This is a genomic window from Planococcus plakortidis (genome assembly GCF_001687605.2).
Classification (GTDB): Bacteria; Bacillota; Bacilli; order Bacillales_A; family Planococcaceae; genus Planococcus; species Planococcus plakortidis.
Genome location: NZ_CP016539.2, coordinates 2,455,208 through 2,467,588, shown reverse-complemented (window position 1 = coordinate 2,467,588; position 12,381 = coordinate 2,455,208). Strand labels below are relative to the sequence as shown.

The window sequence follows — 12,381 nt, the reverse complement described above, 5'->3', positions numbered from 1 at the left end:
AAGAGCGAGTTGGCATTCAAACCAAATTATATAGGTTTAGGCGAGGTCTCTTCGTCGTTCCTTTTTCAATTATGGCTTGCTATAATGAACACACATTAAGGGAAGCAGGTTGAGACTATGGAAAAACGGATGATGCAATGGCTGGCGGTGTTCCTCGCAGCGATAATCCTCGCAGCTTGCGGAGGGGCACAAACAGACGCACCGAAAGAAGCTGAAACCGGGCAGGCGGATTCACCGGTCGATACGGCCGCCCAGGAAAAAGCGGTGATGATTGCGAACGCCAAGACACATGTCTACACGATCTATACCGATTTCGAGCAAGGGTCCGGCTTTTTATACAATAACCAAGGCGACATTTTGACAAACGCCCATGTCGTGCGCGATGCCACGTTTATCTCACTCGTCAACAGCGACGGCCAGGAATTCGCCGGCAAAGTGATCGGCATCTCGCTCGATGAGGATCTGGCGCTTGTGCGGGTTGAAGAACTCGCAGGAAAAGAGCCGCTCGAGCAGGAAATGGAACCCGTCGATATCGGCACGCCCGTCATCGCCATCGGCAGCCCTGAAAACGCGGCGAATACTGCGACGGAAGGGGTAATCACCGATACCGGCGTCGATTTCTCGGAAGTCTTCGTCTATACGGATCTGTATGAAATGAACGCCTTGATCAAGCAAGGATCAAGCGGCGGGCCGCTGTTGGATGCAAGTACCGGCAAAGTGCTCGGCATCAATTCGGTGATGCTTGAAGACAATCCCGAAATCGGCTATGCCATTCCGCTGTACTTGAAAAAGGACTTATTGGACACATGGGCGAACAACCCAGACCCGCTGCCCGACTCCCAATTGGTCGAACCGTCCGTGAAAGATGCATATTTTGACGAGGCCTTATTGTCGAGTTTCATCGAAGCTTATTACGATTTGCTGCCGTATTCGATGAATGACGAGGAGCTCAATTATTACTCAACGTATCTGATGCCGGGAAGCCAAGCCGTCGAAGCGGTGGACAGTGTCATACAGGAGTATTCCGAAGAGGGCCGCGTGTTCGATTCGGTTGTGCCGGAAGTCGGTTCCGTCGAAATTGAAGGCGACCGTGCATACGTCGAAGCAGGCGCGGTGTTCAATTATCACGAAGCGAATGGCGAAACCGGAACGATCGACCACCGGCGCCGCTACACCATCGTGATCGACGAGTACGGGGATTACCAGATTGAATATGTGGAAGAAATTTAGGGCCTCCATTTTGGAGGTTCTTTTTTTGAGTGGATTTTGAGTGGAGAGCTTGCGCTGCAACCGGACGCTTTCCGGAGGGCTCGCATTGAGCCGCTTCCCTCGCTTACGCTCAGTCCAGGGTCTCAATTGTCTCGCTATACCTCCCGGAGTCGCCGGTTTTCGCTGCAGCTCTAGTTTTAGAATGAAAACGAAATGCATTGTTCATTGAAGGCAGGGTGTGGGAAATGGAGACTTGCTTACAACAGGCAGACCATTGCAGTATTTCCTGAAAAATGTAGAAGTTTTGAGCTTGCGCTGAAGGGGCATGCTTGCCGAGGGGCGGGCGTCGAGCCCTTATGGCTGCGCCATATAGGTCTCGCCAGTCCCGCGCGATCCCTCCGGCGTCAGCCCCTTTCGCTGCAGCTCTAGTTTTAAAGTGAAAACGAAATGCATCGTTCATTGAAGGCCGGGTATGTGAAATAAATGCTTGCAAGCGGCAGAACAATACCATGGTGTCAGTAAATCGATTCCAAACCATTTTCACTTTCGACTACCTAAGAAAATAAACCGAAACGGACGAAATCGCAAAAACCATTCACCCAGTCACTTTCCTGTACAACGAAATCCAAAAGCAGCATCGCGCTTAAGAGGGAAAGCTCAACCCCAGGCTAGGCTGCGGATAACTAGTAGGTGAAAAGTGCAAGCTAATTCCAATTAAACAACAAAACTCCTGCCATCTTAATTTCGAAAAGTTTTGAATTCGCAAGCCAGCTATGTTATTCTATTGCCGACAATAAAAAAATATCGCTATTCCACTAGGGGAGCCATGTTGGCTGAGACGGACAAGAGTCCGGACCCTTTGAACCTGATCTGGATCATACCAGCGTAGGGAAGTGGGCGAATTGTGAGCCTTTCTCCAATTTCTTAAGCTGACCTTTATCGCCGCTTCCTTACCTGGGAAGCGGTGTTTTATTTTGCCCAAAAAAGGAGAGAGCGACATGACATTTTGTAAAGAAGTCCGGTTTGAATGCGCAGATTTATGGGACGCAAGTTTTGAACACCCGTTTGTGAAAGGCATCGCGAAAGGCGATTTGCCGCTTGATGTCTTCAAATTTTACGTCATGCAAGACGCCTATTACCTGACCCATTTCGCGAAAGTGCAGGCGATCGGTGCCACGAAAGCCAAAGATCTTAAAACCACACAGTCTTTCGCGCATCATGCCGAACAGACCTGTGCCGCAGAACTTGCGCTTCATGAATCGTTTATGGAATTGCTTGGGGTGACTGAAGAAGATTGGCAACTATTCGAACCGTCGCCGCACGCCTATGCGTACGTTTCGCATATGTACCGCTCGGCAGAAGGGGATTTGGCGGATGTGCTCGCAGCCTTGCTTCCATGTTATTGGCTTTATTACGAAATCGGTGAACGTTTGAAGACTGCAACGCCGGAAGAACCGATATTCCAGAAATGGATCGGCACATACGGCTCCGAATGGTTCGGGGAACTGGTCAATGAACAAATCGCACGCATGGACCGGTTGGCTGAAGGCTTGCCGGAAGAACGCCGCGAGGAATTGAAGACACGCTTCAGAAGGAGCAGCTATTACGAATGGCAGTTCTGGCAGCAGGCGTGGACGATGGAAACGTGGGAACTTCCTGCACAAGAGGAGAGTGTCCGCCATGCTTAGGGATTTACGCGCACGTAAGCCATTGATCCATTGCATCACCAATCACGTCGTCTCGAACTTTCAGGCAAATGGACTCCTCGCGCTCGGCGTCTCGCCGGTCATGGGCGACGAGCAACAGGAAGTCGCCGAACTCACAGGACACGCCGATGCCTTGTCGCTCAATATCGGCACGATCACGGAGCGCTCATTAGAAAGCATGCTCATCGCGGGACGCGCCGCAATGAAAAAAGGCATCCCGATTGTGTTGGATCCGGTCGGTGCCGGGGCCACAGCTTATCGCTTGCAGGCCGTGAAGCGATTGCTGACGGAACTCGATATCACGCTACTCCGCTGCAATGCAGGTGAACTCGCAGCTATCGCAGGAGCGGACTGGCAAGCGCGCGGTGTCGACGCAGGAGAAGGGCAAGGCGATTTGGAAGCTATCGCTAAACAAGTGGCTGATGAATACCAAACAATTGTCGCGGTAACAGGCACAAGCGATTTAGTGACAGATGGCGAAAGGACCGAGCACATCACAGGCGGAGACCCGTTGATGGCATCGGTCACGGGAATGGGTTGTTTACTCAGCGCAGTACTTGCGGCATTCTTGACGGACGAAGAATCTGTCGCGCTTGATGTGCTTGCCTATGGCTTGCAGCTGTATGCGAACGCAGGGAGCCGGGCAGCTAAAAGCGCACTCACGCCAGGCAGTTTCCAAATGGCATTTTTTGATGAACTATCCAAACAGGAGGCGGTTCTTTATGGAAACTAAAGCGCAAGTACTGACGATCGCCGGATCCGATTCAGGCGGCGGTGCAGGCATACAGGCCGATTTGAAAACCTTCCAGGAACTCGGCGCATTCGGCTGTTCAGTAGTAACGGCGGTGACTGCCCAAAACACATTGGGTGTCCACGGCATTTATCCTATGGACCGAAAAGCAGTGAATGAACAGCTCGATGCGATCGGGACGGACTTCGATATCCGCGCGCTCAAGACCGGCATGCTGTTTGATGCCGGCATCATCGAAGAAACAGCTCAAGGCATCAAGCGCTACGGCTGGGACAAACTCGTCATCGATCCCGTCATGATCGCAAAAGGCGGCGCTTCCTTATTGCAACAAGAAGCAGTGGAAGCCATCAAAACGATGCTCGTGCCGCTCGCTGCCATCATCACGCCGAATATCCCCGAGGCGGAAGTATTGAGCGGAATCGACATCACCGATGATGTATCGCGAAGAGAAGCGGCGGAAGCGATTCTATCGCTCGGCGCGAAAGCCGTGGTCATCAAAGGCGGCCATAGCAATGACCCTGATGTAGCGGAAGACTTTTATCTGGATCAGCAAGGCACGGTGCTCTTGCTGCGCTCGGAACGCCTCCAGACAAAACAGACGCACGGCACCGGATGCACGTTTTCAGCGGCGCTAACCGCCGAACTCGGCAAAGGCAAAGACGTAGAAGATGCTTTGTTCACCGCCAAGGAATTCATCCAGGCAGCTCTCGCATATCCGCTTGATATCGGCCATGGCCACGGCCCGACGCACCATGCCGCCTATAAGGAATTAGCCGTAAAGGAGGTGGTCCACCTTGTTCAGGAATCCAGCAATTTATTTTCTGATGGGTACGATAAACGCCGGTACTAAAGAGCCGCTCGCGCTGCTTGAGGAAGCACTTGAAGGCGGCATCACCCATTTCCAGCTGCGCGAAAAAGGGCGCGGGGCGTTGGCAGGCGATGAGCTTATGGAGTTTGCGGCCAAGTGCAAAAGCTTATGCCGTGAATACGCTGTCCCGATGTTCGTCAATGACGATGTCGACTTGGCTTGCACGATCGAAGCGGACGGCATCCATATCGGGCAGGATGATATGGACTGCGCACAGGTGAGAAAACGGATCGGCGCATCGATGGCACTTGGCGTCTCGGTACATTCCGTCAAGGAAGCGAATGGTGCGCTGACGTGCGGCGCCACCTATCTCGGCATGGGACCGGTATTCGGAACGCGCACAAAAAGCGATGCGAAACCGCCGGCAGGAGTCTCGGAAATCATCAAAGTGAAAACCCAATACCCGCATGTGCCGGTCATTGGCATCGGCGGCATCGAACCGGGCAACGCCGAAATGGTCTGGCGGGCAGGTGTTTCGGGCATCGCCGTCATTTCCTCGATCGCCCAGGCGCATGACGTCGCAGGGCAAATCGAACGATTCAAACAATCAATCCCTGGGAGGCGTGTCGGATGAATACGAGAAAACTCGTGCTTATGGCAATGTTCGTCGCACTCGCCGTCGCCGGATCGGCGTTCGTCTGGTTCCCGGCAGGCATCGCCCGCGCGTACCCAGTGCAGCATGCCATCAATGTCATCGCGGCCGTCGTCTTTGGCCCAGGCCCCGCGGTAGTCATCGCCCTTCTGACCGGCGCGGTGCGCGTCTTGACCGGGACCGGCTCGCTGCTCGCGTTCCCGGGCGGCATGATCGGCGCATTGCTTGCCGGACTGTTTTACCGTTACAGCGGTCGCCTCGGTTTTGCGGCAGCGGGTGAGATCCTTGGAACCGGCATCATCGCCTCGCTCGTCGCGGTGCCTTATGCGCGCATTCTCATGGGAACCGAAGTCGGCGCCTTGTTCTTCATGCCGCCCTTTCTCGTATCGAGCATCAGCGGGGCAGTGCTTGGCGTAGTATTAGTGTACCGTTTGGAGAAAACGAAAAGCAGTAAATTATTGGCGTGAAAATAAGGGTCGGCTCACAAAGCCGATCCTTATTTCAGTGTGTTGAATAAGTTTATTAGCCAGTTATTAATTTATAGGTAATCATCTTTTCAACTTACAAAAATCAATGACCTATCTAAGTATTTGGAGAAGCGTTCGCTCGTGACCCCTTCTGCTCAGTAATGTTGCGCATTACTTTCGCAAAGATAAGTTCTCCCGTAGGTCGACCTTATCTTTCCTGTGGAGCAGCGTAAGCGACGAGATGACCGAGACCCCGCAAGAAATGAATGAGCGAAGCTTAGCGGAGCGCATTCATTTGCGACGCATCTGCAACGCAGATGTGAGAGCAAGCGGGTTTTCTGCGATGCTTGAACGCAGTGAGAGTTGAGCACAAGGGTTTCAAAGCGGCTGAGGAGGCTTGGGCGCGAGCCCACGGAGTCGTGCGATAAGCTTCGGAAAATACGGCTCCCTACCTTTCCCAAAATGCTGATTCTTATTTAGGTTGAAATCTCTCAACTTGAACTAATAAAACGATTAGAGTATTATTAGTTTTCGTGAAGGGGGTTCGGCTGTGAAAAATCGGATTATACAGGCGTTTATCGAAGAAACGAGAAACAACGGCATCAAATTTACAATGGATGATTTGGCGAAACGGCTCGGCATCAGCAAACGCACCTTGTATGAGAACTTCTCATCCAAGCTGGAAATCCTGGAAACGATCATCGACCAGGCTTTTTCAGAGTACGAACAGCGTGCGCGCGCTATCCGTGAAGACGACACCCTCGGCTTGCAGGAAAAAATCCACCAACTGATCGTCATGATCCCGAACCATAATGACTTTTTCGATTTGCGCGTCTTGGAGCAGTTGAAACGCTACTATCCAGAGCAATGGCAGCGCGTCGATAAGGAAATGAATCAATGGGACGACTTGAAGCAATTGCTTGAAGAAGGCATGGAAACCGGCTTGATTAAACAACAGAACATCGACTTGTTGATGAAAATGATTTTGAACGTCGTCAATATTTCCTTGGATCAGCAGTTCTTCTCGGAACAAAGCATTTCCATCAAGGAAGCTGTGGAAACGATGAGTGAATTATTATTGGACGGGTTCGTGAAAAACGAATAGGAAAAATGCTGGCTAACCAAAGCCAGTATTTCTTCGGACTGAAAAAACTAAAAAAACAAATATAGTTTTCAGTGTTTTGAGGAGATGGGGGGCAATTCAACATGGTACAACAAACGATTCATCGTCTGGATAGCGAGTCGGTCGGCAAGGCATTCGTCCGATATTTAGTTCCATCAACCATCGGCATGCTGCTGATGGCCATCAATATCGTCGCAGACGGCATCATGGTCGGCAACCGTCTCGGTCCGGTCGCGCTCGGCGGGGTGGGCATCGCGGCTCCGGTCTATACCTTATTTGTCGCAATGTCGCTTTGGATCGGCATCGGCGGCGCCACGAGGTTTTCCGCTCTTATGGGGGCAAAGCGGATAAAAGAAGCACATATCGTTTTCTCGCATGCAATGGCATCGATTTTTGCGGTAACGCTCCTCATCGGCCTCGTGGTATTCCCGTTTCGCACAGAGCTCGCTTATTTGCTCGGGGCCAATACGGAAACCTATCCATACGTCTCCGATTATTTATACTTGATGCTATTGTTTGGTTTTGTCTTCACGATGGAAAATGCGCTCAGCATCATGGTGCGCAATGACGGCAGCCCGAATTTGGCGATGGTGTCGCTCGTCACGACGTCTCTTTTAAACATCGGCTTGAATTACGTGTTCTTGTTCGTGTTGGATTTCGGCGTCAAAGGGGCGGCAGCTGCAACCTTGCTCGCTGCATTTGTCGGCATGCTCGTCTTGTGCACGCATTTCTTTAAAAAGGACAATCAATTGCGCTTTGTCCGCTTTAAGCCGAACCGCAAATTGCTCCTGTTGATTTTGGTCATCGGCTTCCCAAGCTTCTTGGCGGAAGTCGGCATGTCGGTGTTCACCATTTCGCATAATAATGTCTTCGAACGGCTGGCGGGAACGGAAGGGGTTGCGGCATTCGCGATCTTGAACTATGTCCACAGCGTCATGCTGCTCGCATTCCTTGGAATGGGCTCGGCCATCCAGCCGCTGGTCAGCTATTACAGTGGGGCGAAAGACCAGGCGAAAATCAAAAAGACGCTGCAATTGGCGATCGGGACGGCGGTTACGGCAGGTGTGCTGTTTTTCATTTTTGGCCAATTCTTTGCCGGTGTCATTGTCAGCGTCTTCGGTGATTTCCCGGACGCTGTCATGGAACTCGCGACCTCAGGCATCCAACTGTTCTTTATCGCCTACCTGTTCATGGGCGCCAATTTCGTCATGATGACGTATTATCAATCAACCGGGGAAATCCGCATGGCGACGTGGATCACTGCGGCGCGTGAAATTGTTGTGTTGTTGATCTTGCTGAGCATCTTGCCCGTGCTTTTCGGCGTGACAGGCGCGTGGCTTGCGATCCCACTTTCGGAATTGATTGTCCTGTTGACAATCGTCTATTATCAAATAAAGCAGAAAAAGAAACGACAATTCACTGCGGATATGACGGCTCCATATAAATAACCGATTCCACTAGGTCAGGGGAAGATGAGATGCAACTAGCGAAACAATCGTTTCAAGTAAAAGGTTTGGATTATTCTATTCGGAGTGCGGAGACCCGAGACGCAGCGCAATTGGCGAAAGTCCGCCTCCAGATCGACGGCGAGACGGAAAATATGGACCGTGAACGGGGAGAAGCTTATTTGGACCAAGCCGCTTTCGAACGGCTCATCGCAGAAGATGCGAAAAGTGTACGGGATTTGTTTTTGGTAGCCGAAGTGAACGGACACATCGCCGGCTTTTCCAGATGTGAAGGAAACGCGCTGAACCGGATGAAGCATCAAGTGGAGTTCGGTGTCGGCGTGCTCCAGCAATTCTGGGGCTATGGCATCGGCCGCAAGCTGTTGGAGACATCACTTCATTGGGCGGACGGCAATGGATTCAAGAAGGTGAACTTGAAAGTGCTCAACAGCAATAAAAAAGCGGTCGAGCTGTATCGACAATGCGGCTTTGAAGTGGAAGGCGTATTGAAGATGGACAAATATTTAGCGGATGGAAACTATCACGATACGGTAATGATGGGGCGGATCCGCTAACTAGCGAATGATGAAAAAGACCGTGTTTACGCTTAGGCGCACACGGTCTTTCGTTATTTCCTGGCTTTGACGATAAAGCTGGTCGGGAATTTCTGCGCTTTATAGAGCGAGTAATAGCGGTCCGATATTTCTGCTTCTGTCTCTTTGAATTCCTGGGGAACATCCGGCTCGACCACTTGCTCGATCGTGAATCCGGCGTTCACCAAGGCGTTCAGATACGTGCTGAACTTGCGCTTCGGAATCGTCATCGGCGCATTCTCGCCTTTAAAATTTGGGTAATGTACGCTGCCTTCATCCTGATAGGAGCCGTTCAATGAAATGAGCCCGTCTTCGCTTTTCAAATGGACATAAAGTGGATGGTCCCAGCTGAAAATGAAAGTTCCGCCAGGCTTTAAATAGGAGTGGATTAATTTAAAGGTTCGGTCAAGATCCACCGTCCAGCCGATTGCATAGATCGAGTAGACAATATCGAAATATTGTTCCGGCAACCCGATGTCTTCTTCCATCGCTGCACAATACAGCTGTGCATCCAGGCCGTTTAAAGTCTCTCGTGCACGATCGATTTGACTGTCAGACAAGTCGACGCCCCATAAATCCTTTGCCCCTTGCCCGTTCATATAAAGCAAGGAATGGCCGCTGCCACAACCGATATCGAGCACATTTTTGCCTTCAATCGAATCAAATAAGCGCAATTCGTCTTCGCTTTGAGCGAAAGGCCCGTAAGCAGGCAGCGCATCGACGCCATTGAAATGCCCAGCAACCGTGTTCCAGCTCGTGCGGTTCTGTTTCAGAATATCTGTATGCACTTGAACTCCTCCTGTCCTTTACTCATTCTCGGGGAGGTAAAGAATCTCCTTCTTGCCGAATAAATGAGCAGCGAATAACGCCAGCATGTTAAGGGTAAAGAATGACAAAGGCATATAGCCAACACGAGGAATGAGGGAATCGCATGCCCATGATCTATCATGAAACCTATATTGAAGCGCCGATCGAGCGTGTATTTGACTTGGCGCGAAGCATCGAAGTGCATATCGAAACCGTGTCAAAGACCAATGAACGCGCCATTGCCGGCACGACAAGCGGGCTGATGGAACTAGGCGACTGGGTGACGTGGAAAGCGACACATCTCGGCGTCCGCCAACAGCTCACGTCGAAAATCACCGATATGGAGCGCCCGTACCGATTCAGTGATGCCATGGTAAAAGGCGCCTTCCATTCCTTCCACCATACACATGAATTCACGGAAAGCGGCAGCGGAACGCTGATGAAAGACTGGTTCGTCTACCGCGCGCCGTTTGGGGTCATCGGAAAACTCGCTGATAAACTATTCCTCGAACGCCATATGGAAAAATTCCTATCGACGCGTGCCGCTGAACTGAAGCGCATCGCTGAAAACCGATAAGCAATCAAAAAATCCATCCGCACAACCGCTGCGGATGGATTTTTCATATGGCAATTCAGTTTTTGGTAAACTCCAATTTATGATAGCGCAAGGCCTGGTCCAATTTATTGTAGACGTCGATTTCACCGAAATTGACGCCCAGTTGGATGGCGGTCTGGGCGATTTCCGGGCTGATGCCGGCGAGTGCCGTGCGCACGCCGATGATCTTCAAGCCTTCGATCAGCTGGAAAATCTGGTGGGCGACCATCGTATCGATGATCGGCACGCCGGACAGGTCGATGAACAGACGCTCGATCGACTTCTCATGGCATTGCTGAAGGACTTTCTCGAAGACGATCTTCGCGCGGTATGTATTGATTTCACCGATCAGCGGAAGCAATCCGCTGTCTTCGGACAGCAAGATGACCGGCGCGCTCATTTCGACGATCATTTCCTGTTGGGCATTCAAACGGCGTTCGGCCGCTTTCGTATTCTGGTCGATGAATTCGAGGATGATGGCATTCGTCGTGTCGACGACAGCTTGATTCCAAGCATTCAACTGGGCGTGTGAAATGGTTTCTTCCTGCAATACCGCGAATTCCTCGATGAGCTCCAGATACTGTTTTTGCGTGCGGAAGAACTCCTTGATGACGGAATTGAACGGTGTCGCCAAATGCGCTTCGTCGTTGGCCACGCGCAAGATCCACTCGTTGAAAATATCGATGCAGTCTTCCGTGTTCTTGCTGAACGCGGAGCAGAACAACTCGTGGAATTCATGGTTCTGCTGCTTGAGTTTCTCAATTGCCTGCGGTTCGGTTTCACCATAGACGCCGGGGGTATCCTTATCGAGTGTCTCGTACCATTGTTCCGTCAAGCCCTTCGTTTTCTCCAGCAAAAAATCGTGTAATTCAATATTTTTGAACATGTTCTTCTTCCCTTCAATGGCACAGCCTTTGCCTGAGACAGGCGTAGCACCAAATAAACTTCATGCATATAAGTTAACCGTACTATACATACATAATATAGCAGTTGAAAAAAATATGCACGGGGACTGATGGGTAAATGGCACGTAAATTTCACGACAGGGCGAAATTCCGGTATTTACGCTTCGTGCGGTGCTTTTTGCTGTTGGGCAAGCGGTTTACGCTCCAAAGAAGGGCCGAGTTGGAATAGCAAAATTCCCGCACTGATCAGCAGCACGCCGAGCAGCGATTGCCCAGTGAACGGAACTTGCTCGAGGCCGAACCAACCCGCCGTGTCCCACATCAAGCCGAAGAAAATCTGCGACACCATGACAATCGAAATCGCACGGCCCGGGCCCAGCGCCTGGACGCCTTGCGTGACGCATACGACGACCCCGACGCCAAGCACGCCGCTGAACCAAAACCACGGCTCTGCTTCGAAATGGAACAAGCCCGTCCCGTTCACAGCGAGGCCTGCTGCAAACGAGCCGATAAACCCGAGAAACAGCACAAGTGCCGTCGTCGCCCAGACGCTGACGTGCTGCTTCACATTCGCATTGAATATATTTTGCAGGCAGACCAAGGCGCCGCCTGATAATGCCAAGATGATGCCAACAAGCATGGAAGTTCCTCCTATTCGTAAATATTATGGCCCGCCTGATTTAGTAAGGCGTCCCGGTCGAGCAAATCGATTTTGCCATTATTGCGCCGGATCCAGCCGGACTGTTCAAACTGCCGGAGCACCCGGTTTAAATGGCGATAGCTCGTGCCGATCAAGTCAGCCATGTCGACGAGCGACGGCGAATCGAGCCGCGGGGTATCCGGAGTCATCGACAGCAAATAACTCGCGACGCGCACATCTACCGCATACAGCAAATTGAAATTCAATTCCTGCGCTTTCGTCACGAATTTACGCGTGACCGTCTCCAATAAAAACTGCTGGAACGCGGCATTGCCGCTCATTTCGAGTTCCAGGACGTGATGGGGGACGCGCAGCAGCACAAGGTCCGTGACCGCTTCTACCGTATTGATGAATGCGCATTTCTGCACATATTCAATATCTCCGACGATATCGAAAGGCGATTTGAACGCTAAAATCAGCCGTTTGCCTTCCGGCGATAGCATGGAAATCTTCAATTTCCCTTCGACGAGTAAATACAGCGTATCGGCCGGATCGCCTTGTGAAAACAGGCGTCTCCCCGCAGGATACTGCTCCAAGCGCATCGAATCACTGACGGCCGAAGGAAATAAATCCGCCAATCCATAGTGGTGAAGATATTCTTTAATCGACTGCATCGTTTT

General features: G+C 51.3%; 14 protein-coding genes and 1 riboswitch. Of the genes, 10 read left to right on the top strand and 4 right to left on the bottom strand.

The window, feature by feature from the left end:
- Nucleotides 1-117 precede the first annotated feature (117 nt).
- The 9 genes from BBI15_RS12475 (at nt 118) to BBI15_RS12430 (ending at nt 8,736) form a co-directional block, all read left to right on the top strand.
- Nucleotides 118-1,230, top strand: a complete 1,113-nt coding sequence (locus tag BBI15_RS12475) for a S1C family serine protease (protein ID WP_157101662.1) — start codon at nt 118-120, stop codon at nt 1,228-1,230.
- 786 nt (nt 1,231-2,016) lie between these two features.
- A riboswitch (TPP riboswitch) is annotated at nt 2,017-2,118 on the top strand.
- Nucleotides 2,119-2,207: 89 nt separating this feature from the next.
- The gene (gene tenA / locus BBI15_RS12465) at nt 2,208-2,897 is read left to right on the top strand and encodes a thiaminase II (RefSeq protein WP_068869959.1); all 690 of its coding nucleotides are present in this window, start codon (nt 2,208-2,210) and stop codon (nt 2,895-2,897) included.
- Nucleotides 2,890-3,648 (top strand): hydroxyethylthiazole kinase, encoded by a 759-nt coding sequence (gene thiM / locus BBI15_RS12460; RefSeq protein ID WP_068869957.1) that lies wholly within the window; start codon nt 2,890-2,892, stop codon nt 3,646-3,648. The genes tenA and thiM overlap by 8 nt, the downstream gene beginning before the upstream one ends.
- Nucleotides 3,638-4,516: a bifunctional hydroxymethylpyrimidine kinase/phosphomethylpyrimidine kinase gene (gene thiD, locus BBI15_RS12455; RefSeq protein ID WP_068869956.1), complete on the top strand. Its 879-nt coding sequence runs from the start codon at nt 3,638-3,640 to the stop codon at nt 4,514-4,516. Before thiM ends, thiD begins: the two co-directional genes overlap by 11 nt.
- Nucleotides 4,491-5,108, top strand: a complete 618-nt coding sequence (thiE, locus tag BBI15_RS12450) for a thiamine phosphate synthase (protein WP_068869954.1) — start codon at nt 4,491-4,493, stop codon at nt 5,106-5,108. The genes thiD and thiE overlap by 26 nt, the downstream gene beginning before the upstream one ends.
- Nucleotides 5,105-5,593, top strand: a complete 489-nt coding sequence (gene thiW / locus BBI15_RS12445) for an energy coupling factor transporter S component ThiW (RefSeq protein WP_068869952.1) — start codon at nt 5,105-5,107, stop codon at nt 5,591-5,593. Before thiE ends, thiW begins: the two co-directional genes overlap by 4 nt.
- Before the next feature lie 550 nt (nt 5,594-6,143).
- Nucleotides 6,144-6,698: a TetR/AcrR family transcriptional regulator gene (locus BBI15_RS12440; protein ID WP_068869950.1), complete on the top strand. Its 555-nt coding sequence runs from the start codon at nt 6,144-6,146 to the stop codon at nt 6,696-6,698.
- A gap of 101 nt (nt 6,699-6,799) precedes the next feature.
- The gene (locus tag BBI15_RS12435) at nt 6,800-8,164 is read left to right on the top strand and encodes an MATE family efflux transporter (RefSeq protein ID WP_068869949.1); all 1,365 of its coding nucleotides are present in this window, start codon (nt 6,800-6,802) and stop codon (nt 8,162-8,164) included.
- A 29-nt stretch (nt 8,165-8,193) separates the two neighbouring features.
- Nucleotides 8,194-8,736 (top strand): GNAT family N-acetyltransferase, encoded by a 543-nt coding sequence (locus tag BBI15_RS12430; RefSeq protein WP_068869947.1) that lies wholly within the window; start codon nt 8,194-8,196, stop codon nt 8,734-8,736.
- Nucleotides 8,737-8,789: 53 nt separating this feature from the next.
- On the opposite strand, the gene BBI15_RS12425 is transcribed toward BBI15_RS12430, so the two are convergent.
- Nucleotides 8,790-9,542: a class I SAM-dependent methyltransferase gene (locus tag BBI15_RS12425; RefSeq protein WP_068869945.1), complete on the bottom strand. Its 753-nt coding sequence runs from the start codon at nt 9,540-9,542 to the stop codon at nt 8,790-8,792.
- A gap of 143 nt (nt 9,543-9,685) precedes the next feature.
- Between BBI15_RS12425 and BBI15_RS12420 the strand changes: the two genes are divergently transcribed.
- Complete coding sequence (locus tag BBI15_RS12420; protein ID WP_068869943.1) at nt 9,686-10,138, top strand: SRPBCC family protein; 453 nt, start codon at nt 9,686-9,688, stop codon at nt 10,136-10,138.
- 55 nt (nt 10,139-10,193) lie between these two features.
- On the opposite strand, the gene BBI15_RS12415 is transcribed toward BBI15_RS12420, so the two are convergent.
- From BBI15_RS12415 to BBI15_RS12405, 3 genes are all read right to left on the bottom strand, one after another.
- A complete protein-coding gene (locus BBI15_RS12415) occupies nt 10,194-11,042 on the bottom strand; it encodes an STAS domain-containing protein (protein WP_068869941.1) in 849 nt (282 codons plus the stop codon).
- 176 nt (nt 11,043-11,218) lie between these two features.
- The gene (locus BBI15_RS12410) at nt 11,219-11,701 is read right to left on the bottom strand and encodes a DMT family transporter (protein WP_068869939.1); all 483 of its coding nucleotides are present in this window, start codon (nt 11,699-11,701) and stop codon (nt 11,219-11,221) included.
- An 11-nt stretch (nt 11,702-11,712) separates the two neighbouring features.
- Nucleotides 11,713-12,375, bottom strand: coding sequence for a Crp/Fnr family transcriptional regulator (locus BBI15_RS12405; RefSeq protein ID WP_068869937.1), 663 nt, complete (start codon nt 12,373-12,375; stop codon nt 11,713-11,715).
- Between the last annotated feature and the right edge of the window lie 6 nt (nt 12,376-12,381).